This is a genomic window from Haladaptatus pallidirubidus, assembly GCF_020700235.1.
Classification (GTDB): Archaea; Halobacteriota; Halobacteria; order Halobacteriales; family Haladaptataceae; genus Haladaptatus; species Haladaptatus pallidirubidus.
Genome location: NZ_CP085302.1, coordinates 1 through 25188, shown reverse-complemented (window position 1 = coordinate 25188; position 25188 = coordinate 1). Strand labels below are relative to the sequence as shown.

Annotated in this window: 27 protein-coding genes and 3 pseudogenes; 19 read left to right on the top strand and 11 right to left on the bottom strand. The window is 49.8% G+C overall.

The window, feature by feature from the left end; translation table 11 throughout:
- The first annotated feature begins 43 nt into the window (after positions 1 to 43).
- Positions 44 to 535 (top strand): hypothetical protein, encoded by a 492-nt coding sequence (locus tag LIX15_RS20875; protein WP_227777291.1) that lies wholly within the window; start codon positions 44 to 46, stop codon positions 533 to 535.
- Between the two features lie 273 nt (positions 536 to 808).
- Positions 809 to 1171 carry a helix-turn-helix domain-containing protein gene (locus tag LIX15_RS20870; RefSeq protein ID WP_227777290.1) on the top strand — a complete coding sequence of 121 codons (363 nt, stop codon included), beginning with the start codon at positions 809 to 811 and terminating at the stop codon, positions 1169 to 1171.
- Positions 1172 to 1223: 52 nt separating this feature from the next.
- Here the strand turns inward: LIX15_RS20870 and LIX15_RS20865 are convergent, their stop codons facing one another.
- A complete protein-coding gene (locus LIX15_RS20865) occupies positions 1224 to 2255 on the bottom strand; it encodes a DUF7972 family membrane protein (protein WP_227777289.1) in 1032 nt (343 codons plus the stop codon).
- Between the two features lie 688 nt (positions 2256 to 2943).
- The gene (locus LIX15_RS20860; protein ID WP_227777518.1) at positions 2944 to 3096 is read right to left on the bottom strand and encodes a helix-turn-helix domain-containing protein; all 153 of its coding nucleotides are present in this window, start codon (positions 3094 to 3096) and stop codon (positions 2944 to 2946) included.
- A gap of 249 nt (positions 3097 to 3345) precedes the next feature.
- Between LIX15_RS20860 and LIX15_RS20855 the strand changes: the two genes are divergently transcribed.
- On the top strand, positions 3346 to 3822 hold the full coding sequence (locus tag LIX15_RS20855; RefSeq protein ID WP_227777288.1) for a DUF7344 domain-containing protein: 477 nt from the start codon (positions 3346 to 3348) through the stop codon (positions 3820 to 3822).
- A gap of 76 nt (positions 3823 to 3898) precedes the next feature.
- Positions 3899 to 4282: a HalOD1 output domain-containing protein gene (locus LIX15_RS20850; protein ID WP_227777287.1), complete on the top strand. Its 384-nt coding sequence runs from the start codon at positions 3899 to 3901 to the stop codon at positions 4280 to 4282.
- 23 nt (positions 4283 to 4305) lie between these two features.
- Here LIX15_RS20850 and LIX15_RS20845 read toward each other — a convergent pair whose 3' ends face one another.
- The gene (locus LIX15_RS20845; protein WP_227777286.1) at positions 4306 to 4797 is read right to left on the bottom strand and encodes an Lrp/AsnC family transcriptional regulator; all 492 of its coding nucleotides are present in this window, start codon (positions 4795 to 4797) and stop codon (positions 4306 to 4308) included.
- A 157-nt stretch (positions 4798 to 4954) separates the two neighbouring features.
- Here LIX15_RS20845 and LIX15_RS20840 point away from each other — a divergent pair, with 157 nt between their 5' ends.
- Positions 4955 to 5278, top strand: coding sequence for a DUF7344 domain-containing protein (locus tag LIX15_RS20840; RefSeq protein ID WP_227777285.1), 324 nt, complete (start codon positions 4955 to 4957; stop codon positions 5276 to 5278).
- Positions 5279 to 5768: 490 nt separating this feature from the next.
- Complete coding sequence (locus tag LIX15_RS20835) at positions 5769 to 6608, top strand: TrmB family transcriptional regulator (RefSeq protein ID WP_227777284.1); 840 nt, start codon at positions 5769 to 5771, stop codon at positions 6606 to 6608.
- Positions 6609 to 6635: 27 nt separating this feature from the next.
- Here the strand turns inward: LIX15_RS20835 and LIX15_RS20830 are convergent, their stop codons facing one another.
- The 3 genes and pseudogenes from LIX15_RS20830 to LIX15_RS20820 form a co-directional block, all read right to left on the bottom strand.
- A complete protein-coding gene (locus tag LIX15_RS20830) occupies positions 6636 to 7340 on the bottom strand; it encodes an alpha/beta hydrolase (protein ID WP_227777283.1) in 705 nt (234 codons plus the stop codon).
- 48 nt (positions 7341 to 7388) lie between these two features.
- Positions 7389 to 7826, bottom strand: coding sequence for a DUF6653 family protein (locus LIX15_RS20825; RefSeq protein ID WP_227777282.1), 438 nt, complete (start codon positions 7824 to 7826; stop codon positions 7389 to 7391).
- A 311-nt stretch (positions 7827 to 8137) separates the two neighbouring features.
- A pseudogene (locus LIX15_RS20820) lies at positions 8138 to 8353 on the bottom strand (transposase); the annotation flags it as partial.
- Between the two features lie 274 nt (positions 8354 to 8627).
- Here LIX15_RS20820 and LIX15_RS20815 point away from each other — a divergent pair.
- From LIX15_RS20815 to LIX15_RS20800, 4 genes are all read left to right on the top strand, one after another.
- Positions 8628 to 8786 carry a hypothetical protein gene (locus LIX15_RS20815; protein WP_227777281.1) on the top strand — a complete coding sequence of 53 codons (159 nt, stop codon included), beginning with the start codon at positions 8628 to 8630 and terminating at the stop codon, positions 8784 to 8786.
- Positions 8779 to 11208 (top strand): amino acid permease, encoded by a 2430-nt coding sequence (locus tag LIX15_RS20810; protein WP_227777280.1) that lies wholly within the window; start codon positions 8779 to 8781, stop codon positions 11206 to 11208. The genes LIX15_RS20815 and LIX15_RS20810 overlap by 8 nt, the downstream gene beginning before the upstream one ends.
- 75 nt (positions 11209 to 11283) lie before the next feature.
- Positions 11284 to 11649: a hypothetical protein gene (locus tag LIX15_RS20805; protein ID WP_227777279.1), complete on the top strand. Its 366-nt coding sequence runs from the start codon at positions 11284 to 11286 to the stop codon at positions 11647 to 11649.
- A gap of 347 nt (positions 11650 to 11996) precedes the next feature.
- Positions 11997 to 12191: an HVO_0649 family zinc finger protein gene (locus LIX15_RS20800; RefSeq protein WP_227777278.1), complete on the top strand. Its 195-nt coding sequence runs from the start codon at positions 11997 to 11999 to the stop codon at positions 12189 to 12191.
- 172 nt (positions 12192 to 12363) lie between these two features.
- Here the strand turns inward: LIX15_RS20800 and LIX15_RS20795 are convergent, their stop codons facing one another.
- Complete coding sequence (locus LIX15_RS20795) at positions 12364 to 13116, bottom strand: Lrp/AsnC family transcriptional regulator (RefSeq protein ID WP_227777277.1); 753 nt, start codon at positions 13114 to 13116, stop codon at positions 12364 to 12366.
- Positions 13117 to 14012: 896 nt separating this feature from the next.
- Here LIX15_RS20795 and LIX15_RS20790 point away from each other — a divergent pair.
- From LIX15_RS20790 to LIX15_RS20765, 6 genes and pseudogenes are all read left to right on the top strand, one after another.
- Complete coding sequence (locus LIX15_RS20790; protein ID WP_227777276.1) at positions 14013 to 15566, top strand: TrkH family potassium uptake protein; 1554 nt, start codon at positions 14013 to 14015, stop codon at positions 15564 to 15566.
- Positions 15567 to 15776: a hypothetical protein gene (locus LIX15_RS20785; protein WP_227777275.1), complete on the top strand. Its 210-nt coding sequence runs from the start codon at positions 15567 to 15569 to the stop codon at positions 15774 to 15776.
- A 428-nt stretch (positions 15777 to 16204) separates the two neighbouring features.
- Positions 16205 to 16873 carry a potassium channel family protein gene (locus LIX15_RS20780; protein ID WP_227777274.1) on the top strand — a complete coding sequence of 223 codons (669 nt, stop codon included), beginning with the start codon at positions 16205 to 16207 and terminating at the stop codon, positions 16871 to 16873.
- Between the two features lie 109 nt (positions 16874 to 16982).
- Positions 16983 to 18848, top strand: coding sequence for a cation:proton antiporter domain-containing protein (locus LIX15_RS20775; protein WP_227777273.1), 1866 nt, complete (start codon positions 16983 to 16985; stop codon positions 18846 to 18848).
- A 122-nt stretch (positions 18849 to 18970) separates the two neighbouring features.
- The gene (locus tag LIX15_RS20770) at positions 18971 to 19978 is read left to right on the top strand and encodes a DHH family phosphoesterase (RefSeq protein WP_227777272.1); all 1008 of its coding nucleotides are present in this window, start codon (positions 18971 to 18973) and stop codon (positions 19976 to 19978) included.
- A 148-nt stretch (positions 19979 to 20126) separates the two neighbouring features.
- Positions 20127 to 20948 (top strand): annotated as a pseudogene (locus LIX15_RS20765) (IS5 family transposase).
- 426 nt (positions 20949 to 21374) lie between these two features.
- Here the strand turns inward: LIX15_RS20765 and LIX15_RS33735 are convergent.
- Both LIX15_RS33735 and LIX15_RS20750 read right to left on the bottom strand, forming a co-directional pair.
- Positions 21375 to 21888, bottom strand: a pseudogene (locus tag LIX15_RS33735) (RNA-guided endonuclease InsQ/TnpB family protein); the annotation flags it as partial.
- A gap of 380 nt (positions 21889 to 22268) precedes the next feature.
- Entirely contained in the window at positions 22269 to 22475 is a 207-nt protein-coding gene (locus LIX15_RS20750) for a hypothetical protein (protein ID WP_227777270.1), read from the bottom strand.
- Here LIX15_RS20750 and LIX15_RS33325 point away from each other — a divergent pair.
- The 3 genes from LIX15_RS33325 (at position 22465) to LIX15_RS33315 (ending at position 23638) form a co-directional block, all read left to right on the top strand.
- Positions 22465 to 23040 (top strand): AAA family ATPase, encoded by a 576-nt coding sequence (locus tag LIX15_RS33325; protein ID WP_368410707.1) that lies wholly within the window; start codon positions 22465 to 22467, stop codon positions 23038 to 23040. The two genes, LIX15_RS20750 and LIX15_RS33325, sit on opposite strands and share 11 nt — an antisense overlap.
- Entirely contained in the window at positions 23018 to 23230 is a 213-nt protein-coding gene (locus tag LIX15_RS33320) for a hypothetical protein (RefSeq protein WP_368410703.1), read from the top strand. Before LIX15_RS33325 ends, LIX15_RS33320 begins: the two co-directional genes overlap by 23 nt.
- A gap of 69 nt (positions 23231 to 23299) precedes the next feature.
- The gene (locus tag LIX15_RS33315; RefSeq protein ID WP_345410856.1) at positions 23300 to 23638 is read left to right on the top strand and encodes a hypothetical protein; all 339 of its coding nucleotides are present in this window, start codon (positions 23300 to 23302) and stop codon (positions 23636 to 23638) included.
- A 19-nt stretch (positions 23639 to 23657) separates the two neighbouring features.
- Here the strand turns inward: LIX15_RS33315 and LIX15_RS20740 are convergent, their stop codons facing one another.
- Both LIX15_RS20740 and LIX15_RS20735 read right to left on the bottom strand, forming a co-directional pair.
- Entirely contained in the window at positions 23658 to 24263 is a 606-nt protein-coding gene (locus tag LIX15_RS20740) for a DUF8160 family protein (protein WP_227777269.1), read from the bottom strand.
- Positions 24260 to 25045 carry a ParA family protein gene (locus LIX15_RS20735; RefSeq protein WP_227777268.1) on the bottom strand — a complete coding sequence of 262 codons (786 nt, stop codon included), beginning with the start codon at positions 25043 to 25045 and terminating at the stop codon, positions 24260 to 24262. Before LIX15_RS20735 ends, LIX15_RS20740 begins: the two co-directional genes overlap by 4 nt.
- Positions 25046 to 25188 lie beyond the last annotated feature (143 nt).

Below are 25188 nucleotides of genomic sequence, written 5' to 3'. Positions count from 1 at the left end.
GTCTCGTGCTGACTATTTCCAAGAATGATTTCCTATACATATAATGAGTGAAAAACCACAGCTGATAGCCACCCCTATCACCAGAAAGCTGCAGATCGCTATCGCTTTGAGCTCGGTGATCTTCACCATCGGCACCACATTGCAAAATTTCGTCATTATCAATACGTCGTTGATTGAGAAGATGATGCGGATGGAGAACGTCGCGGATCCAGCTGGTGCGGCCCCTAGCTTCACAATGTGGTTCCGGGTCGTCGGCTGCCTCTACATCCTCGGCAACGTAATAGGCATCTTAGCTCTGCGAAGCCAGTCACGACTCCTTTGGTGGACAGTATTTACGGTGAACTTCACCCAAGCTTTTGGCTTCGTTATGATTCCCTCTTCGATGTGGTTGGCCACCACTGACACATACGGCGTTTGGGGCATCCTGCCGAGCCTGATCACCGACGGTGGTGCGATTGCCTTAGTATTGGTGATGATTATCTCCATGGTGAAGTACCGTAGTCCGTGGGCTCAACGCCGTTTATCACAACAGTGACGCTCTCTGTTTAGCAAAAAGCGGATCTTCTACTACATAAATCCGTAAGCGGAAGTAGAACCCCCCGGGAGTGCCGCTGTAATTGATGCACTAACTGTTGGAGTCATCAGCCTTAATCAACAAACGCGGTAGTTAACCTACCAGTGTTAGTTAAGATAGACGGTCCCGACGAATCGCCGGACGTGATTACGAGTCAAACCGTTTTTTGTGGATCGTGGTTTGTCTGTTTCTGTTGACCGAATTCTTTTGATCGCTCCAGGTTAACACTGACCTATGAGTTCGTCTGCACCTTCACCCGACACTGTTCTTGAAGTCTTCCAGGCTCTTGGGCCGCCTGGCACCCCGTTCACGACGCCAGAGGTCGCTGAGGAATTCAACTGCACGGACCGAACTATTTACAACAAACTCGACGCCCTCGTTGAGGATGACGTCCTCGAAACCAAGAAGGTCGGTGCTCGAGGTCGGGTCTGGTGGCAGCCCCTCCAGGCATCTGAAGATGGTCGCGAACGAGAAACGAATACTACCAAAGATCTCGGCCTCCCCGCTCCCGGCGCGCGCGTGTTGGTGGCCGACGGCAAAGTAGACAGCCGAAGTCCGCGATGGGGGTTCACATTCACGGAGCGTACCACCACGTGACCTGAATGTATCGTATATCGCTACGCTTTAGCGGATTCGTCGAAATGAGTGATTAATTCTCTAGGTCGATATCACCGCCACGGTCCGATTCGTGCAGAATGAACGGTCCGATCGCACTCGTCCGCTTCGCAATCGTCGCGATTCGCAGGACGATGGAGGTCAGCACAAAAAATGGGACGATAGAGATAGCTGAGGACGCACTAACGATCCAGATAATATTTGCGACGCCGAAAGTCATGCCCGGAAACGAGGTCGGTGCCAGATAGAGTAGTGTCGCAATCGCGACGGCCAATGCAGGAAATGCGGTAATCAGAATCGACCGGATGAGGCGGACGAGTTCCCACTGAAAGTAGAGGGCTTTGAAATGCTCGCGTGTCGGGCCGAAAAACATGAGCACGTCGATTAATTCATCGAACGCACTTCGTTCCTCATCGTCAAGGCTGTCTTCATACTCCGATCGGAGCCATAGGGCACCGTACAGCTTCCACGAATGGTTATAGTTCATGGCTGTGCGTAATAAGTTGAATTCACCGAACTCGGCGTCGTCTAGCTGTTCTTCGACCTCGTTAGCGTTTTCGATGAGAGCCGCAACGAATTGATCGACTTGGTCGCGTAATTCGTCATCACTGTTCTCTGCAAGAACGTCTTCGAGCGCCTCGGCACGATCTTTGGTTGTCAGAATAAGTTGGCGGAGAAATGCCGCGGGATCGGGAAGCCCGATGGACCCGATCAAACTAGTGATATCTTGACGAAACTCTACGGTAGCTTTCATTCGTTCACGTTGACTTTTTAGCGACCCGAGTTCCTGTGAGAGGACTAGCTGACCGATCGTGACGACGAGCGTCACACCGGTGATGAGTGACGCAATGAATGCCTGGAATGCAATACCAACTTGATTTGTGTTGCTCATGACCGAGCGAAACGATGAGGGGCCGACTGTCCCAGCAACGACGAGAATTACGAACAAACCGAGCATGAGCATGCCAGTAATCACCCACCGATCCCCATCGAGGAGAAACCAAAATCGAATTCGGGACTCATCCATCCGCCCGACCATTGATTCTTCCTCGTCTGCGTCGCTCATGATGGCATATATGTCATCTATAGTGAAAAGGACGCCTGCTGAAACACTATTTCCCTCTTGAGAAGTCAGGTTTTGTGATTCCCCGAAGGCGGCAACCCGGCCGAATCGACTGCCGGTTATAGATTCAGGGGACAGTAAACTTGGTCCACGTGCACTGAAGAGTGGATTGGTTGGAATCCATTTGTCTCACTACTCCATGTTGCACTAAGCAGCCGTGGAGACACCTGACCTCGAGTGAAGGACCGTTGGTGGGAAATGCCGGGTGCTACCGACAGAGCGTAGATTTCGACGACCAACCGGCGTCAATCTTCGTGGCCGTTCTGACAGTCATTCTCCTCACGATCGATCGTGCGCTCTTGGGTCAAAGATTGGTAGTCAGTTCTCAGCAGTAGCTAAGACAGATGAACCTCATCATAGAACTTCCGCGATGGGAAGGTTACCTGATGCCCGGTCGCACGAAAATGCCGTATTGCACGTCGATTGGCTTCGTGCGACGAATGCTCGCGTGTGCTTATTCGCCACTGACATTCAACGCAGATGAGGAGCCGTTCATTTGTCATACGCTCAGGTCCAAACTAGGAATGGTTAATCAGCATGGTTGCATTCCCAAGGAATTCATTTCGCGCCCCCGTTTCGCTGGGTTTATCGGCACCCTGGCCGAGAATAATAGAATTTTCAACGAAATCGCTTAGTGTGAAACCCTGATCTCATCAGCGACATCTTCAGCTGTTGTCCGGCGTGGAATCTCATAATATCCCTGCTCATACACTGCTCTTAGTGGCGTTTGTTGCTCATCGGGAAGTCCGAAGTGACTCTCTGAAACAAATGAGCAAGTACACAGTCACCTGCTGTCAATTGAAAGACGACCACTGCCACACACTCGTCACTGTCTGGCTGCAAGCACTGATCGGGCACACCAGTGATTCAGGTCAGTACCGCGTCAATACCGGATAATTTCGGTTATCTCTCTAAGAATAGATTACTACTCATATATATCACGTTACGGCGACTCGGTGCGTATGTATCGATATGGTCGGGAAACCACACTCTATAGCGAATTCTTAAGACCTTTCACACTCCTATATGAGCTATGACGGGGAACGAACCACCTCCCGACGAGAGGGAGACACATTCTAGTTGGACCGTTGAGGAGAGTGCCGCCGAACGCGATCTCGACATCGATATCTCCGAGTCCATCCTCGAATTACAACCCGTCTTCGCGGCGATTGCACAGCCACGACGACGCTACCTCGTCTACACCCTCGCTGAAGCGACCGAATGGTCACTCGATGACCTCGCAACCAAACTGGCGGCTTGGGAAACTGATACTCCAGCGACGGATATCGCGACGCTCACGCGCCAGGAGATGTACACGTCGCTCTATCACACGCACGTCCCGAAACTCGTTGACCTGGATGTGATCGAGTTCGATGCTGACACCGAGACGATTACCCCTGGTCCATATGCAATCCAAGTACTGACAGTGTTAGAGGGCGCAGGCGGCAGTCTCGACAATCAGCAAGAAACGCATGCTCGCAGTGAGTTCGACCGGGAGGGTACTCAGTAACCCATGGCTGGGCAAAGAGGTATCACTGCCTTGAGAATATCACAACTTTACGACACATTCACACGGAGGACGACAGATGACGTCAAGTAATGACCACACCGATGATGGCACTGAACTTGCACAGGATGGAAACGGATCCAATGATCCCGACATGACATTTGTGACGCAGGCTCACTACGACCGCGAGAGCCACCGCGATCTCACCACCGAAATCATCTTCGCGATCGCGGATGCCGAGGACATTACTCCGACGGAGATCAAAGATCCGCCCTTATACGAATGTGTGGATATCGCCGCGATTGAAGACGGCTTCTTTGGGCCAAAGGTCAACGGGCGCACCCGCGATAGTGCGAGGAGTGTTGCCTTCCAGTACAATCAGTATCGCGTTGCGGTTGCCAGTGATGGGTGGATTACGGTGTCCGAGCCCGCAGAGTATGAGGAGATATCAGGCTCTGAGTGATTGCATTTCGAAAAGGCTGAAGATCAGCTCTCACGTCGCTCCTCTGCCGTTTCCTCACTGAAGTGGAAATGATTGAATGGTTGGCTATGCCGCTCGCGTATGATCTCGGAACTCTCAATCGTGAGGCCTGAGTCGTGCAGCGTGTCCGTGATGCGTGTAATATCTTGGCTACTCGTCCCAACCACTTCCACGTAGATATTCCGTTTGCCGACAAGCATCTCGCGGACATCGATTACGCCCTGCACAGCAAGCATCTGCTGGACAAATTCGGCTTGTTCGGTTGCTGGCGCGGTACACACGAATAACACACGCAGCGGGAGGTTCGCCGCTTCATAATCGATCTCTGGGTGGTAGCCTTTGATGATCCCATCGTCTTCGAGGGCTTTGATCCGGTTCCGAACGGTGCTCGCGGAGACACCGACCGTTTCGGCAATTTCTTCGGTGGTTGTATTTCGTGCATCTCGCTGGAGATGGAAGAGAATGCCCTGGTCAACGTTGTCGAGTCCTCGGCTCATATGCAAAAATAGGAAGATGGGCGTAAATAGTCTGTGAGAAATTGAGTGAATCACCAATAAACTACGTTTAAGTGATTCACTCACTTCCTCAAACAACTACCAATCCGAAAAATGAGAGGTGCTTAACCGTGTTCAGTGTGTTAGGATGTAAGTACCTATGACGCTCGATGAGCAGCTCTCAGTCCTCTCGAATCGCCACCGACGACGGCTCCTTATGGCCTTAGCACAACGGACTCCCCAACCTGATCGTCTCGCTCCCTCTCGAGCTTTGGCAGCGGACGGGGGAGACGAAGAGCAAACAGATCAAACGATCGCAATGCAGCACGTCCATCTCCCCAAATTAGCGGATCACGGCTTCATCGACTGGGATCAAGACGCACAGCGCGTGACAAGGGGGCCTCGGTTCGACGAGATCGAGCCATTGCTTACCGTTCTGGGTGAGAATCAAGATGTGCTTGCTGATCGTGGGGTTCCCAACTGATTGATCACGAGCGAAAACTGCCACATTCGTGGCAGTTCAGGTACGGAGTGACGATTGGTTGGGACCCATCAGAACTCCGTACCACTTCGTTCTTTGAGCTAGTCCTGTATAACCCTACTGTGATTATTTGGGTTACTAATTTAGTATCTGATTTATAACCGGGGGAATATACATTGCTACCTACTGATTCCATCGAAAGCGTACCAATCGAGCAGCCATCTGCTTGTTGTGAAATCAGCAACAATATCGCGATGAGTTGCGTTTTCAGGATCTATCTTTTGTGATTATATGAGTGAATATCGAATTGGCTGATAAATCAGCAAAATGACTGCGGAGGGATAAGTGTCTTTGATACGTCTTGAGAAACAAGATGAATCAATGGTGAATCGGTCTGTCGACCACGCTTGGTGGGTGAGACAACAACTGACTTACGGGCGACGACAGAACGGTATGGACGACTCCGGTACTACCAGACCAATGGTTGGGACCCATGAAGGACTTATCTAATCAACAACAAGCGATCGAATTGCTCCAACAACTCGGACTCAAAGAGTACGAAGCAGGGTGTTTCGTGGCGTTAGCACGCCTCCCGAAGGGAACGGCCAAAGAGATCAGCGAGACTTCCGACGTACCGCGAACACGCGTCTATGATGCGATTCGAGTGCTAGAATCCAAAGGGCTTGTTGAAATCCAGCACTCGAACCCCCAGCAATTCCGCGCTGTGCCAATCGAGGAGGCCGCCAAGACACTACGCCAGGAGTACGAATCACGGACCGACACACTCGTCGAGGCTCTTACTGCGATCGAGCCTGCAGAATCGAACGGCGGTGATGAGGAACTCACGCACGAAGTCTGGGCGCTCTCAGGGACCACTGCGATTACGAATCGTACTCAACAACTCATTGATGCCGCCGGACGAGAGATCGTCCTCATCGTCGGGCGGGACGAGGTTATTACTGACGGGTTGCTTGAACGGCTCCAAGAGGCGCTCGACACGGGTCTCGATGTGCTAATTGGCACACAATCCGAGGAGCTTCATGAGCAAATTGTAGAGGCACTACCTGATGCAGAAGTGTTCGTCTCCGGGTTAGAGTGGTTGCACAGTTCGCCCCTTGAGGACAACGACGACACGACGATCAGTCGCCTGCTGTTGATCGATAAGAACACGATTCTCGTGAGCTCGGTGCATGAGACGGACACTGGTGGGATTGAGACGGAAAAAGCAGTGTTTGGGAGAGGATTCGACAATGGAATCGTGGTGATTGCTCGGCGATTGATGGCCACTGGTTTGCCACGGAGGCAGGATCCTGATGTGACCGAGGACGAGTAGTCCTCGGTGCGACAGCATCAGGAGTTCTTAGGCGGGAGCAACGTGAACGGCGCCAGTGCTGTGGACGTACTCGCCGTGCGCCAAGAGAAACGGTTGTTGGATGCGATAGTCGGGCTCTTCGTGGAGACAAGTGGAGATTGCCTTCCAGACGATGACGAACTCCTCTTTGGATAGCTGGCGAGACGCTTCGGCGGCGTACTCTTGTACTTCTGGGGTCACCGCTGTGTTCTCTGCAACGAGTGTTCGGAGGTGTCCATCGGGCCATACTTTGAAGAGGGACGGCGAAAGTTTGAGTCCCAGACGTTCGAGCCAAGACGGGAGTGTCGTGATGTCCGTCGCGCCGATCACGACCAGAGCGTCCACGCGCTCCGAAGACTGAAACGCGAATTCCTGGGAGACGTAGCCACCGAACGAATGCCCGATCAATATCGCCGTTTCGTAGCCTAGGTAATCGATGAGTGCGATGAGATCATCAGTCACCGATGACACGCTGAATTCCTCCCCGATCGGCTTGGATTGCCCGTGTCCGCGGACATCCCAGGTGAGAACCCGGTACCCTTCGGCAATGAGGGACTGGATTTGCGGGTTGAACATTCGGTGATTCATGGAGGCACCGTGGGTGCAGGCGATCAGTGGCCCGTCTTTCGGGCCCGTGATCCAATAGTGGATCTCAGAACCCGACCGACGAAGCCGCCCGCCCTCAGTCGAAATTTCACCACTTTGCTCGCTCATGACATACTATTTGATTGTGCTTTAATCATAATACGACGGAAGTGCTTCTTACTGTGTATTGACTTCTTCGTAGTACTCGATGATCTCCTTCATGCACCACTGATTGAGTCCCTGTGATGCGAGCGTGAACACCACCGTCGAGATGGGCTTCTGCTTGTACGCTGCGTAGAGGCCATAGAGTCCGACTGGAATGCTCACCGTGTTGAGGATCTCCGGGTATCCAAGGCCGATGAGACTGTTCCCGTCATTCGTCCAGCGTTCTTCGGCCCGGACGACCTTGTACATCCAGTCGTCCAAGTCCTCGCTGGGTTTGCGGAACAATACCGGGTTGATGATCAGGAACAGAACGGCGAGCCCTAACACCTTCCATTTCCGATGGTAGAGTGTGCCCACGATCACGAACCCGGCGACTATTCGACTCCAGCCGCTCTTCGGGTTGGAATGTCTGGCCCAGATATCCTCCTCCTTTATTAAGTCCTTAATCATATTGGTTATTCGATGAGGATACATATCTGACTATCGTGTGTACTCATATAGATTCAGGGGGAGTTACTACACTAGTTTCCGCGATGCATTGAGCGCGCTGGTCTCAACTTCTGCTTGGTCCCAGAAGATGAGACTGCAGCAGCTATAGAAGGTCCAAAAGGCACGATTTCGACTGATACACTGATCTAAAACCATTTCAAACTAAAGTCCAAGTCCAATTCTAGTTAACATTCTAACTTTTCCCGATTTGCGGACTCCTTGAGCCAACGCTGTCGCTCATCCACAGGCGTTCACTGTGTTGTGCTACAGTTCTAGCCGATTCCAGTTTGCTTTTTCAGCGTGTGAACCGTGTTTGTCGTCACAAGAGGCGTTACTACCTACTTGCCAGTCACAACCACTTGTACGAGCAAATCGACCGCATGACAGATCGAATACAGCACGCACGCGAATGTAAAATAGGAAAATCGCAAGACACAGTTCTCCGAAGTCGTGGCGGTCATGAACCGTTTGATAGACTTGTATCCGCTTATATATCGTGCCAGATCGAGGGAAAGTCTGGAACTGGATGCTCATTACGGAAGACTAACTATATACTTCTAGAATTAATCGTTTCATTTGGAGTTCGTAGACCGTTTCAAGGGGGAGTTTATATTCTATTCTTCTGTGTCTTTTTCAATTTTTTTTACTCTTATCATTAGTATTGATATCTCTACGTCGTATTTAGTAATCCCTAAATCGCCTTAAATGCAGCTAGTAGTTCAAACAATCACTTTTATACTCATCTAGTGTGTCCCAAACCACATGGATTCAACGTTACTGGTAGGAGCAGCCCTAACAATTGTAGCATGGCTTGGTCTCCAAATTGCTGTGTTCCATGGAAAATACGTGACGGAGAAAATCGCCGCAGGGGAGTACAATAAAGCCCCTTTCCGAAAGTCAAGGAGGAACCCAGATGAGTGATGAGAGCGGCCTTCCCGGGCACGACAACCAAACAGATCTAGCTCGCGACCTTTCTTTATTCGACATCACAATGATTGGTATCGGCGCAATGATCGGCGCTGGTATCTTTGTGTTGACAGGGCTTGCAGCAGGACAAGCCGGGCCCGGTTTAGTAATGGCGTTCGCGTTCAACGGCTTCATCACTATCTTCACAGGGATGGTGTACGCCGAGCTTGGCAGTGCCATTCCCGAGGCTGGCGGTGGCTATCTCTGGGTTCGAGAAGCACTTGGACGCTCACAAGCATTTCTTGCGGGGTGGATGAGCTGGTTCGCCCATGCCGTCGCCGGCTCGCTGTATACGCTCGGGTTCGGTGCGTTTGTCCACCTACTTTTGACGGAGTATTTCGGCATTCAACTCTTCCCGCCCGTGGATCTATTCGTTATTACAATTGGTCCTGAAAAACTATTCGCTGTGTTTGCTGGCGCGCTCTTTGCGTACATCAACTACCGCGGGGCAAAAGAAACCGGCCTCGCCGGCAACATCGTGACCCTTGTCAAGGTCATCGTTATCATTATCCTCATCGTATTCGGGCTAGGCTATATCTTTGGTCACCCAACAGAGGCATCTGGCCGGTTTCAACCGTTCCTTCCGCGTGGTTTCGGTGGCATCTTCATCGCAATGGGGCTGACATTCATCGCCTTCGAAGGATACGAAATCATCGTCCAATCCGGTGAGGAGGTCGTGAATCCCAGGGAAACGGTTCCAAAGGCGGTCTTCTATTCGATGGCGATCGTCGTTACGATCTATATGCTCGTCGCCATCGTTCTCATTGGTGCAGTCACGGTCACACCCGAATTGTTCCAACAGGCCCAAGAGGGTGCTGCCGGTGGTCACGGAGCGACGAATCTCCCCGCAATCCCGGCAAATATCGGGGATGCTGCGGTTTGGGAGATTCTGGGCCATCTCGGTGAATTTGGCCTCGCCCAAGCGGCTGGCCAGATCATGCCATACGGGACGCTCGTCATTCTTGTGGCGGGTATCTTCTCGACGCTGTCGGCGCTGAACGCAACAACGTTCTCGTCGACGCGAGTATCGTTCGCAATGGGGCGTGATCATGTCTTGCCCGACGCGTTCAGCGAGGTTCATTCTGAGAAGCAAACACCGTATATCGCAACAGCACTCTCTGGAGCACTCATTATCTTCATGGCGGTCGCACTTCCCATCGAAGCAGTCGCCGCAGCAACTGACGTAATGTTTCTGTTGTTGTTCTTGCAGGTGAACTACGCCGCCATCGTGATCCGACGTGAGTGGGGTGACCAAATTAATTACGGTTACGTAATGCCGTACTTCCCATACGTCCCAATTATCGGAATTATCACCAAACTCGGTCTCGCCGTGTATCTGTTCAACTATAGCCCGCTAGCGTGGTACGGTGCCATCGCCTGGATTCTCGTTGGAATCGGTATCTTCTTTATTTACTCACGCGGCCGTGTCCGTGAAACGGAAATCGAAAAGGAGACTCGTCTGGTAACCGAGGAACGTGCACCAATTGATCGCGGTTATCAAGTTCTGATTCCCCTTGCAAATCCTGAACATGCCGAGCAGCTTGTAAAGGCAGGGAGCGCAATCGCGCGTCGGAAAGATGGCGAAGTGTTGTTAACGACTGTTGCCACTGTACCAGAGCAGACTCCACTTTCTGAAAGTCACACGAATACCGAAAGGCAAGAACAGCTACTTGATGATGCAACGCAATATATTCCTGAAGATGTCCCTGCTCATCGAACAGTGACGATCGGGCACGATATCGGCCGGAGTATCACTAATATCGCCTACCAGCGAGACAGCGATTTGATCCTACTTGGCTGGCGAGGTCGTCGGAAACGAACGACAGACCTCGTCCTTGGGTCGATTATCGACCATGTCGTCGAACACGCTCCATGTGACGTCACAGTAATCAAGACCCCCGGGGACGACCGAAATACGGCACAAAACGTTCTCGTCCCACTGACCGATGGACCACACGCAGAGGTCGCCGAGGACACCGCCGCCGCCTATGCTGGTATGGATGCAAATGTAACGTTGTTCAATGTAGTCACCAGCGACGATAATCGTGAGAACGCAGAATCGTTCCTCATGAACCGCCAAAAGGCACTAGCAGAGGAGGATATCGAGGTCTCGACAACCGTCATTGAGAGTGACGATATCGTAGAAACAATTATCTCTTACGCTGAGGAGAATCACTTCGATACAGTTGTTCTCGGTGCCGCTACCGAAGGTCTCCTTCGACGTGTCCTTGTCGGCGAAATTCCGGAAAGCGTTGGCGAACAGTTCAATGGCCAGGTCGTCATGGCAAAAAAACATCGTCCAGTTCAATCAGCGCTCAACCGCTTCGTTCAGAAGTGGGTTGGTAAAGGAGCGAAAGCCGCAAACAGGGAAAGCTGATCACATCACCGTCACTATGCCATCGGAAGATGACTTCACCACCCCCAAACCCTCGCTGTGTGCTCAAGTAGCCACTTGGCTAGAAAAGACATGCTTCTACGGTGTACGAGTAGCGATTCCGGGAATAGTTATTACCGGTGGAATGTTTTTTCTTACGTTGTTGCTGGAACGTTCGCAACGATAGCAGGAATTTGGTCGCCAGAGTATCCGTTTTTAGCTCTTACTGCTGATCCTTATTTTGCCGTGCTCGGCTTCCTTGCTGGGCTTAACATCTGTATCGGTACAGGTGCACTAATTGTACTTTATATGATGTTTGGGATTGAAACTACTCGCGGGGAGATTTCGACACTAGCGGCATTTATTGGGTTTGGTTTCGGGGCAGGAGTTATCTGTATGACGCTTCCAATGGTTTTGGAACTGCCGATTCAATGGATCAATTGATAATGATAAGACTTCAGTATTCCAGAGATGAGATAGAATCCTCGAGATTACAAAGAGAGATGTCGGTCACTCTGTCAGACAGAATGCTCTGACCAGATTTACACTGATCAGCAATTAACATTAGAGCTTAGTTCAGTTTGTCATCGATGTTAGCCATCACAGAAAGCCGATGAACTGCCGGGTATTGCAGGAACAGCACCGGAAGTATAGATTAATATTAGATAAACGCAGTACATGAATAAATTGATGAGAAATATGGACCTCGTTGTATTACGGTATCAATAGTCTATTTATATATAAATTCCTTTATCCTAAAGACTATTATACTCCGTTTCCATGATCTGGTTATGGGCTCCGAAGACCGATCCGCATTCGAACGACTAAAATCACGCTATGATGAAACAGATCTCGAATGTCCCAAATGTGGTTTTTTCGATGAAGATGGAGAGTGGACAGTAAAAACAGATGGTGCTCTTGTCGAATACCGTCACCTGTGTCCAAGTTGTGGAAAAGTCCAAACGCATGAACTGGAGCGTAAGTAAATTCTTTTACTGAGGTGTTTATCAGAAACTCACCTCCTAATTAAAGATCGTTCTGTGAATGATTACGGGAATATTTCTCATTCCACATTATAAATACAATATAAAATTTATATTCAGTTCGAGATGGGCTGGTGGCTCGTTTGACGCAGTAGCAGTCACCTTCGACCGAACGTCAGTTCGATTCGGCTTCAGTAAAGCCCCGAAGTGCTTCTTCGGACATTCCATCCCTGGAAAAGACCGTTACCACGTCGTTCGGCTGGATGAACGTTCCTCCTTTTGGAGTGAGGACTGACTCGTTGCGTTCGATTGCAATCACAAGGAGTTCATCGTCGATCAGTCCTTCTTGTCCTGCTTCACTTAATGTCTTGTTGACAACCGGTGCATTAGGCTCGATAACCAGTTCGACGATGTCCGCTTTCCCTGAGAGACTCACGAGGTCGGTCAACGAGACATGACCTTCTCGCTCGTCTGGCCCGAACTGGTGATACGAATGGAAGCGCTCGTTCTGGATGAGATCTTCATCTTCGATTTCGAGACCGCGATCGGTGAGTTCGTGAGCGATACGAGAGAGGTCGGTCGTCCCCTCTCCGACGGCTTTGACCTGAATATTTCCTCGTCCGGTCATGAGTTCGCGAATATTGACAACACCGGGAATATCGAGGATTTGCCGAGCAAGGCTCTCGCTCATCGGGATATTTGCGGTGCACGAAAAGAGACTGGTTAAACGACCGTCGATGTGTTCGAAATCGATGTTCGCATGGAATCCGGTGATGATTCCGTGTTCTTGCATCTGTTGGATTCGATTTCGGATGGTTCCGGCGGAGACGTTAACCTCGTCGGCGATCTGTGGGGCCGAGGTGTCGCGGGCGTTTTTCATCAGATAATAAATTATTCTCTTATCGATTTCATCGAGACGATATCCCATATAGGGGTCTACTCGCACGGACGCTAAACGGTTTTGTCTGTCGTTTCCCCCGAAATGGTCTATCCCTAGATGAATACCGAGCATCTTACTTCGCGAAGTAGGAAATCATCCCCTTATTTTTTAGGAATGCTAAATTAGTAAATATTCTAACATATTGATTCACTATGGAGAGATGTATGGAACGAGACGTGAACGGTCAGCCGTGGGTTGAAGGCCCCATAAGTAACCGGGATCGGTGCTTATTCCAGTTCTTGACCGCGAAGAGACTGCATAGAGTATCATCATTGGCAATGAGTTAGCACAAGCAAACGATACAAGCCACTCCTCATGCGTCCCGTCCCGATACCACCACAGAGAAAGTTAGAACTCACACTAAACGAGGTCAACGAGGAACTCGGACTCATAAACGAGTTCGTCACTCGCTTTTCGAAAAATTCCCAAGTGCAGATGTTCGAGAAATCGTGTGACCGGGTCGAACCACCGAGCTCATCGGATCGCAGGCGATCGCACAGGAAATCATTGATCGGTCTCAACAATACGAGGTTGCCAATTTTGCTACACCCGAAGAAAAGCAATTGCTCCGAAGGCGTGTTTTCGAATCAGTGTGCAAGAAAACCGGGAGCAAACGAACTGGAACAGTTCTTCTAACGAAGAATGCTTCCGGCCATGATCGGTCACTCTACTATCTGTGGCAAAAGGCGATTCGATCGGATACCTGAGGAAATGAAGTATCCGGCTACTAGTCGAAGTCACACCCGAACTCGAAAGCGCGAAAACCATACCATCGATATTTAAAGAGATAATAATCCGTATTCGCCAATCACTACTTAAATCAGAATTCGGATTGACGTCTGAAATCCGATGGTATATGTGGTATCGGTGAATATCCTCTTCTGATGGTAAAATGGCCTCGAACAATCGGTCGAGATCTCGGCCGGATGCTACAGGCGCTTTCTGTGATAGTATTTGCTTCACTGCTCATTCCGATAGTGTGGCAAGAGTACTACGCAATTCCAGGGCTGTTACTCTCAGGACTAATCACGTGCAGTGTTGGTACCGGTCTAACGAAACTGTGTGAGAACGCCGCAGAACCCGGTAAACTCCACGGAATGATGATTGCGGCGTCAGGATGGTTCTTAGTCGCACTTTTCGGCGCGCTACCGTTTTACTTCATTGCATGGACGGTCGCACTCGACCCGACGTTTCTCAATGTTCCCCGCATGCAACCGGAAGGATACGAGACACTTGCCGCGTTTAGACAGCCGATAAACGGAATTTTCGAAAGCATGAGTGGTTTCACCGGAACTGGATTGACCATGACCAACCGGGAAGACCTCCTTCCACGAACCCTCCAGTGGTGGCGGTCATTCATCGAATGGGTCGGCGGAGTTGGCGTCATAGTCCTCACAACTGCGATTCTCGCGAGACCGGGAAGCGGGTCGTTGACGCTGTATGAAAGTGAAGCACGCTCGGAGAAGATTCACCCGAGCATCGTCTCGACTGTCCAAACCATCTGGTGGATTTTCCTCTTGTTTACTTTCCTCTCGATTCTCCTGCTATGGTTGGCTGGGATGCCGATATGGGGCGCAGTAAATCACGCGATGACCGGTTTGGCGACGGGAGGGTTTAGCATCACGGATAATAGCATCGGAACGTACGATAGCGTCGCCATCGACTTCGCACTTCTTCCAGTGATGATACTCGGAAGCATCGCGTTCCCGATCCATTATCTAATATTACAAGGAGAGTTGGAAAATATATACACCGACCTCCAAACACGATGGGTGTTCGGCTTCTTCGGTGCGGGAACCGTCACGTTGACGGCGTTGTTGACTTTCAATCAGACGTACGATTCACTCTTCGAAGCGTTCCGGTACGGGGCATTCCAGTTCATTTCAGCCGCTTCGTGTACAGGCTTTCAAACTGCTGGGTCACTCGGTACCGATTGGTCCGCAGAGTCACAGCTCACCGTTTCCTTGGGAATGGTCGTTGGTGCTGCCGCCGGTTCGACGGTCGGCGGTATCAAACTGATTCGGCTCGCAACACTCACGAAAGGAACGTGGTACCGAATTACGAACGTGTTCTATCCGAGTTCGGCCCTTCGACCGTTCACACTCGATGGCCGCGTTCTGAGCGACTCGGAGACATCCCAAGAGTTCGAGGAGGCAGCCATTATCGCGTTTCTCTGGATGGTGTTTCTGGTGGTAGGGATGTTCGTTCTCCTCATCACGCTTCCTATTGGTGGCGATGGATACAGCCTTCAAAATGTGGTGTTCGAAGTCACCAGTGTACAGGGGAACGTTGGTCTATCAAGCGGGATTACCGGAGCGACGATGCCGTTCGTACTCAAAGTGACGTTCCTTTTCAACATGTGGATCGGACGGCTTGAAATCATCCCGGTATTAGTGTTACTCCGTAGCCTCTTTCGCGGAATGGGGGTGTACAGGTAGATGGCAACACTCCGTGACATACCATTACTGCGCCACCTCGCACGGTTTGGCGGACAGGATAACGTTTTCGACCTACTTTTGCTCCTCGGACCACTACTCATCATCGTCATCGCGTTGGTCGGTCGAACGGTGATTACGACAGGTTTCACTGTAGGATATATTCTCTTTTTCTTCGGATACTTGCTTTATAAAGGTAGTCGCCATCTTTAGCAGTCCGATTTTTCAACCCGACCGAGAAATGACCAGTGAAGTGTTCGTTCCCCATTTACAAATGACTGTTCTGCTCGTACCCGGTAGAGATACGGCCCGTGCGGACAATCATCACAACCTGCAACGCAGGAGTGCTTTTTTGTAACGAGTGTGTACCCGTCATGTTCCCAAATGCTAATGATTTCTTCTCCTGGTTCTTCTGTAATCTGTGATGTCTGTGGGAGGCGTTCGGCGAGTAGGGATTGTGCGTAATTAATGACGTCCCGAAGAGATTCATCGTCAAGCGTGGTTAACTCGTTCGCTATCGATTCTGGAATAGAAATGTCGGAAGAAGAATTTACACCCACCATAGTTATGCTTCGAGCCGATGGTTTAAAAAACTAATTGGGTATTCCTATATACAAGGAGCAGTGAAAAACGAGTAAGATATGTATCTCATCATCATTGGCGCAGGGAGTATCGGGAGCCAGCTCATCAAACTCGCGACCAAACAGAACAACGATGTTGTCGTAATAGAGAACAACTCAGAGGTGGCGGAGAGAGCCGCATCGACCTACGATTGTTTAGTAATCAATGGAGATGCGACGGTTATCGACACCCTCGACGAAGCTGGAGCACACCAAGCAGATGCGATCATCAGTACGACTGACAAGGACGCGACCAATATCATGGTGATGCTACTCGCACAAGAACTCAAAATTCCATCGCTCGTTTCGGTTGTACACAATCCTGCACATATGCAAGTGTTCCGCCAAATCGGCGTAAACGTTCTTGAAAATCCACAGCACCTGATTGCAGAGTACCTCTATCGTGCTGTCCAACGACCATCGGTGAAAGACTTCATGCACCTTGGGGATAATGCCGAGGTTTTCGAGATAACGGCAACCCAAGGAAGTAAAATCGCCGGCATGTCCCTTCTGGAAGCAGACGAACAAGGACTATTCGGAGACGATGTGCTTATCGTCGCGATTCAACGTGATCAGTCGGTCATCACCCCACGTGGCGAAACAGCGATACAAGCAGGAGATCTCGTTACCGTATTCTCCAAACGGGGATTTGCTCCGGATGTTATGCAATTATTCATGGATGAGGAGTGAGTCCAGCTATTGGCACGTACACTAATTAACCAAACCAATAAATCAATAAAGGGTACTTACCTGTATCAGTATACTGTGGAACGAAAGATAAGACACAGGTAAGGATATTATGAGCGCCGAAGCCGGGCTGATTCCCATCGTCGTAACGATCCTAGGGTTAGGAGTTGCAGCCCAAGTCTTAGCTGATCGGCTAAAAATCCCAAGTGTGCTCTTTCTTATCCTCGCCGGAATTATCGTGGGGCCAGAAGTGTTGGGACTTATCACCGCAAAATCATTTGGGTCATCACTTCCCACAATTGTCGGCTTGAGCGTAGCAGTAATCGTTTTTGAAGGGGCATTCCATCTCAAACTTGGAAAGCTCCGGCAGACACCACGTGAAGCATTCCGCCTCGTTACAGTAGGAGCAATTATTGGCCTCATCGGAACGACCGTGGTGGTTCGATTCGCGCTTAACGTATCATGGGAGCTGTCGTTTCTCGTTGGATCGCTACTTATTGCAACGGGGCCAACGGTTATCACACCGATTCTCGCCGTCGTACCTGTTCGTGACAGGGTGGCTGCCGCACTTGAAACAGAAGGAATTGTCAACGATGTTACTGCCGCAATCTTAGCAGTAGCTGTCTTCGAAATCATTGTTTCCGGTGAACCACAGATCACGTTGCTTATGAAATCGTTCCTCTCACGCCTCGGAATCGGTATGGTCGTGGGCGGGGTGACAGCAAGCATCCTCTGGTACCTTCTCAAACACGTCAATCTTTCGTCGACAAATGCTGCCCAGAATGCTCGCTTAATTGTCCTCATTGGAGCAATGGGAACTTACGGCATTGCTGAATCCCTCTCTCAAGAGGCGGGTATTGCTGCTGTTGCGACTGCTGGTATTCTCCTTGGTAATGCAGATCTCCCCTATGAAGACAAAATTGAGTCGTTCAAGGGCGATATTACGCTGATTGTCCTTTCATTCGTCTTTATTTCACTAGCCACACTTCTTTCATTCGACGAACTACTGTCGCTCGGGGTTGGTGGACTACTTGTAGTTGGCGCAGTTGTTGGCGTTATTCGACCACTGCTTGTGTTGCTCTGTACGCACGGCAAGCGATTTACACTCAACGAGCAGCTGTTCATGAGCTTCGTTGGCCCTCGAGGCATTATCCCAGCAAGCGTCGCGACGCTCTTTGCGCTTGAACTTCGGCCGACGAATCCCACAGCAGCATCAGTTCTCGTGGGAACCGTATTTCTTGTTATCCTTACAACTGTCGTTTTCGAAGCCGGATTTGCTCGGCATATTGCACAAATACTTAATGTGATTCCAATGCGTGTAATCATAGTTGGCGGCGGTCGCGTTGGTCGTGGCCTCGCCGAACGGCTGGAGAATCGTGGTGAAAATGTTGTCCTTATCGAACAAGATCAACAAGCGGTTGAAATCGCACGTGAAGCTGGATTTACAGTCCATTACGATAACGGGACAGATATTGATGCGTTACGGTCTGCAGGCGCAGAGAATGCCAAAATTATTGCTGCAGCAACTACGGATGATGATGTGAATCTACTTGTCGCACAGCTCTCAAATTCGAAGTTCGATGTTGAGACCGTGATTGCTCGTGTGAATACACCCGGAAATGTTGAGGCATTTGAAGATCTTGGTGTTCAATCGATTTCAGCAAATGACTCCATTGTACAGGCCATGGACAATGCAGTCGAGCGACCAGCACTCTCGGAGTGGATGTCCGAAATTGAGCGAAACGGCGATGTGCAGGAAATCGAAATCACTGATGAAAACCTCAGTGGAAAAACCATCAAGGAACTTGGTCAAAGTCTACCAGATGGTGTATTAATTGCACTTGTCAGCCGAGATGGTGAGTCGCAAATTCCAACCCCTGAGCTTACACTCCGCCATGGAGATCACCTTACGTTCGTTGGGCAGAGTCAAGCCGTTGATGATGCAATCAAACAGTGTCATCCCGAGATGTATGCTTAAGATCTATCTCTTAGAGACCTGTTTCGACTGAGTATCTTGAGATCAAGTCCTAAGACAAGTCACGATCATAAAAAACCAGTATCTGCGGTATCTTCGTATTCTCTCTTCACGTAGTGGACAGTATGGGGAAGTCAGACGAACTATACTCACGTTTAAAAGATGTTAATTCAGTAGCAATTGTGTGTCATCATCAACCAGATCCAGATTGTCTTGCAAGCGCATTTGCTTTCCAATGGATTGCAGAGCAGGCAAAAGTTGACCAGGCTACGATTTTTTATCAGGGGGAGATTACTCATCAAGAAATTCGTTCCTTTATCAATATTTTCGAGGTATCACTCGAACGAATTCAAGAAGAAAATCTCAGAGCGTATGATTGCATTGCATTAATCGATCATGCCGTTTCTGGTAAGCAGGTAGAACTTCCAGATGATATCCAGATTAGTTTTATTATTGATACGCAGGATATAGAAGATAGCTCAGAAGCAACATTTGTCGATAGTCGTGCAGAATATGGAACGACTTCAACAATTCTCACAGAGTACATTAATGAACAAGAATGGTCTCCGTCAACTCTTATCATGTCTGCACTTCTCTTTGCAATCCATCACGAGCGGTTGGATTACGTCCGGTACCCAACGCTCGCAGAGTATGAAGCAGCAACGGTGCTCTATCCCGCTGCCGATATCGATCTGATCGAAGAAGTATATGGGTCGTCGCTCACACCATCAACACTCAATGCAATTGGACAGGCCATAGGCCATCGAGAAAAACACGGTTCAACACTTGTTTCGAGTATTGGAAGAACCACTGAAAGTGGTGCCCTTCCCCAGGCAGCAGACTACCTCCTTCGTCTTGAGGGGGTTCGGACCGTTCTCGTGATGGGAATTGTCGACGGTCATCTTCGGTTGAGTGCCCAATCATTCGATCCAGGGATCGATATCGGAGATGTAGTCGAACGAGCATTTGGTTCGTATGGATCTGCTGGTGGCCATCCCGATCGGGCGGGTGGCCGATTGCCACTTGGAATCTTTGCGGAGAGTAGTAAGGAAAATGTGGAGATCGAAGAACAATTATTTAAGGTCGTTGCAAGTCGATTCTTCCGAACACTCAATTTAAATGGGAATCAATAGGAACAGTAAACACCACCACCTTACTCCCTCGGTGCATACACACCCCGGTTCTTGAGGTGGGGCTTTGATATGGTCTTCCGGCAATTAGTCACTAGTGGCTTTGTTGAAATCCTTGGTGAATTACAGATTCAACCAGTAATGCGAGTGGATGCAGACCCTCCCAAAGTCACAGTTACTCCGATTTGTTGAGGAAGCATTTCAGCTAGCGAAACGTGCTGTAGCTCGGTACTCATCGAAATTCTCGAAACACCGGTACACACTTCACCAGCACATCGTCCTGCCCTGCCTCAAAGTTCGGAAAGATACGACCTACCGAACCCTACTCGATGAACTCATCGAGATGCCGCGCGTCCGGAACGCTATTAGTATGACCAAGATCCCTGCTCCGTCAACGCTGTGCAAGGCGTTCGACCGACTCGATATGGCCGTCTGGCGAGTGCTTCTCAATCTCTCTGTTTCACTGCTCCCAACCAACGGTGTTGTGGGGATCGATGCCTCAGGATTTGACCGGAGTCACGCCTCGAAGCACTACACGAAACGGACAAAATTGACGGTTCAGCAATTAAAAGTCACATTCTCAATCGATACGAGAGCAAACGCGATCCTCGATCTCCACGTCACAACGACCCGAAAACACGATACGCAGATCGCACCATCGCTCATCAATTGCAACGCGGGTAAAGTCGGAGTTTTGCTTGGAGACAAAGGCTACGACGACCAGCAGATTCGAGCAATGGCCCGCGAGAGCGCGGTTCGTCCACTCATTAAACACCATGAGTTCTCCTCACTTCAGAAAGCGTGGAACGCTCGGTTGGATACCGGACTCTACGACCAACTGAGCCAGAGCGAAACGGTAAACTCTCGACTCAAGCGAAAATACGGTGTGTTCGTCCGTTCACGATGCTGATGGAAGCAGTTTCGTGAACTCGCCCTTACGTATATCGTCCACAATCTCGACCGAGCTATATAACAATCAGTACAGAGCGTGCAGTCAGCAAGAAAAATTAGTCCGTATCAGTGCTTCCAAGCGTGTAACCCTGTGTCTGGCTTTTTTATGAATTGGGAGCAAAACTGAGCATGAGACCAATGAGTGAGCGCCACTGTCCGGACTGTAATGTCCAAATGGAGAAAACGAACGTAACCGCAGAAGGAGTTGGCGACCTCTATGTTGAAACTGATAGAGAAGGTGGTGTGCTTGACCGCCTCGGCGTTGGGTATCAAACTCCACTTCACGCGTTCCTTTGCCCTGAGTGTGGAATAATCAAGGTATATGCCAATCTTCCCTAATAGTCAGTGAAACAATACTCTGCTTCGTTCGAGATATGAACGTGTAGTGACCAGTAGCTCTACCATGGTAAGTATCTAAAGATGATGATTTCAACAGAGCCTCACTAGTCTATTGCTGGTGGCTCTCGTCATTCAACATCCGACCATTCACACGTATATCTACTGGTGCGTCTATGTTCTCCAACTTGGGCGAGGAACATAGTCGATGTTGTCGCTTTCGAACATAGCGTAGCCTGATGTTTTTGGCCTCGTTGTAATCCGCGCTCACTTTGTATCCTCATTTTAAAAACCGGAAGTGTTTGCCGTCACGATTGTCCTCGTACGTGAACTCACAGTCAGTCCGCAAACAATATTAGGACGTATGATTCAATTTGACCGGTTTCGAAACCATAATCCGACGCTTTATTTTCGAATAGACAGTGAAGCGCCCTCACGTAGTACCACTCTGGGTAGGGAAGCTGCTCTCGAATATTCGTTAACTCCTCGAACACGATAACGTCACAGTCGTACTCGACGGCTACCACGACAATCTTATTGGCGACAGTGTGGATGTACTGCTTTCGGCACGCTTCTTCGTGCCTGCTGAGTCGAAGCAATGCATTGTGGGTCTGAGTACGCCGCTCCACCTCAGATCATGGGTGCCCTCATCTATTTGTGTAGAAGCAGTATCGAGGACTCTGTTGAAATCCTCAGAACGTGATAGGAGTGGAGTGCTGAAGACAGAGCGTGTATCTTCATCACGCACCTACAGGTGTTGAGTTCGTGGTATGTAGTTACCCACTCACCACTTGCTGTTTTCCACGAGAATAGAGCCTGAATACGACGAGCAACGTCAGCGTGAAAAGAATTATTGCAGCAATTGCCAATGCTGGACAGAGGAAAAAATTCCAGCTGTTCAAATACTATTATAATCAGCATCATCCACATCAGACATTAGACCGTCAAACACCCCAGCACGACTGTCTCAAATTATCACTGGATAGATGTTTCAACAGATCCAGTATTATTTCACAAAAGGGAGCGTCAGACGGCCGCCGATGAACGCCACTGTTGAGAAGTACATTCCATATTTCAATAGCGACTGCCCACCCGTTGGGTCGTCGAAACTCCGGTATCCGGAGTACAGCATCACGAACACTGCCGGTGCAGCCAGCATAAGCGAATCGTTTCCAACCAAAATCGAGGGTAACTGATTCCCAATCTTCGTCAACGAAGCCGTTCTCCGTGATAACTACCGTCCTGAAGAACTGGTCGAGCGTGACGAGGAATTGTCCGAGTACCAAGAAGCACTTCGTCCCGTCATCAACGCTGCCCCGCCGAAAAATATCTTCTTATACGGGCAGACTGGCGTCGGGAAGACTCTCGCAACACGACTCGTATTGAACCAATTGCTATCCGACCAAGAGAACTATGACGATCTCAATATCAAGGTGGTTAACTTGAACTGCAAATCTGCGTCCAGCAGTTATCAGGTCTCGGTTGATCTCGTGAACCAATTCCGAGATACATCTGAGAAAATTCCATCAACAGGGTATGCCGCCAGTCAAGTGTACCAAATGCTGTGGAATCACATCAACGACTTAGATGCAACCCACTTGCTAGTCGTTCTAGACGAGATTGATTCGATCGGCAGTGACGATGATATCCTCTACGAACTGCCACGAGCGAACGATAATGAGAGTGTTGAGGATACGTTAGTCGGTGTTGTCGGGATTTCGAATGATTTCACGTTTCGTGATATTGAATGCGCGTGTGAAGGACAGCCTGTGCGATGAAGAGATCCACTTCCCGCCATATGATGCGAACCAGCTCCGGAATATCCTCAAGCAGCGTGCGACGAACGCGTTCCGTGATGGCGTTTTAGACGGTGATACGATTCCGTTATGTTCGGCGTTCTCGGCACAAGAATCGGGGAGTGCACGACAAGCACTGAAGTTGCTATACAAAGCGGGAGATTTGGCGTGAACGAGAGACGACTCAGAGGTCGGCGAAAGCCACGTTCGCGAAGCTCGAGATTTCATCGAGAAGGGAAAAGTGCAGGACGAACTCGAATCTCTCCCGACGCAAAGCCAGCTGACGTTATTCAGTTTACTCCAGCTCGAGGCAGAAGGCAAAACACCATGCAAACGGTCGGATATCTACGAACGGTACCAACTCGTTGCAAATCTTATCGACACGGATATCGTCTCTAACCGAACGATTCATGACCGTATCAGTCAGCTTCGACTGAAAGGATTCATCAAGCACGATGAGCGGAACGACGGTATCCACGGCGGTAGTTACTATCTGTATAGCCTAGATATTCGGCAGGAAATCGTGGAGAATGCTTTGCAGCAAAGTAACGCTCGGGTTTCCGACCTCTTTGAGGCCTGAGTGTCCGGAATTTCCTCGATTACTCTTTCACACCGATGTACTCGTCGAGGTTCTCATTGTCGAGTCCAGCTCGAACTAATCCTTCGAGGAAGTCCTTGTGTTTCTCAATACCGCCGTTTCCGTTGACTAAGCTTCGACCGTTGTACTGATCGTAGAGATCGTTGAGTTCTTGCTGAAGGTTGTCTGGCAGGTACATCACGTACTGTGTGCGTTCCCGCGTGCTACCTGTATTACCCGTGTAACCCGTGGTGTCCGTACCATCAATGTCGTCTGTATCCTCCGTGTGCTCCGTGTGACCCGTATCACCCGCGCCACCAACGTCATCTCTCTCGCCTACTTCATTTTGGTCACTTGTGTTGCTTTGATCACCTGTGCTATCCGTATGACCCGTATCACCTGTCCTATCTACATCACCTGTGTGGCCTACATCATTCGTGTCCTCTGTGTTGTCTGCATTTTCTTTCTCACCTGTATTTTCCGTGTGGCTTCTGTTGTCCGTCTGATCTCCCTCACCCGTCTCCTCTTCACCATCCATGTTCTCCGTATCCTCTGTGTTATTTTTCGGCTTGCTTCGCGTGCTAAATCGGTCGCTGAGTTCCTCATTTTTATCGACTTGATCGGTCATCGGTATCCCTCCACGTGGTCAGCAAGCTCATTATACCGATTCTGCAGATCCTCAATTGTTTTCTCTTCGTGTCGTTCACCTTCATACCCAAAAATCGATTTCCCTTGCTGCCATGCTCGTCGAAGGGCAGCCCGATCCGGGATTTCAAAGACGTGTTCTTCACCGAATGCGGTGTTGAACCAGTCGATCATCTCTTTGTTAATATTGTCACGGGTGATCATGTTGACGACCGCCCCCATCGTCACGATATCAATCCCAAACTCGCTCTCGATCGATTCTATTTCGTCGAAGAGCATTTCGAGCGCGTCTTTGCTCGCCTCGTGGGCTTGTGCTGGGAACAACACATGCTCCGAAGCGATAATTGCATTGTCCGTGAGTGGGCCAAGATTTGGCGGTGAGTCCATGATGATGTAGTCATAGTCGGTATCGAGTTCAGCAAGCATCATCGACAGCCGTTTCTCGGCTCGTCGTTCGAAGTGAAGCTCCTTTTCGAGTTTGAACATTCTGAGATGCGAGGGCAGGACATCGAACTCGTCATACTTAACGACCAACTCATTGACGTCGCCGAAATTGTTTGCATCAAGGAAGACATCATACATGGTGATGTCGTCAACCAGGTATTGATCTCCAAGACCGAGGGATTTTGTTGCGTAGCCCTGAGGATCAGCATCAACCAGTAGCACGTCGTTCCCTCGATCGGCGAGAGCTCCTGAGAGGTTGAGTGCGGTTGTTGTCTTCCCGACGCCGCCCTTTTGCATCGCAGTTGAAATTGCAAGTGTCATGTGTATTGTCCGTGTGACACGGGTAATACGGGTGGTACCTGTGTCCTATATTATCCGTGTTCTGCATGGAACTTAGTTCTACGTCAGACATCAGCCAGAAAAACAGGATCCATCGTAGGCAGCCCCGCCCTTTAGGGCGGGTG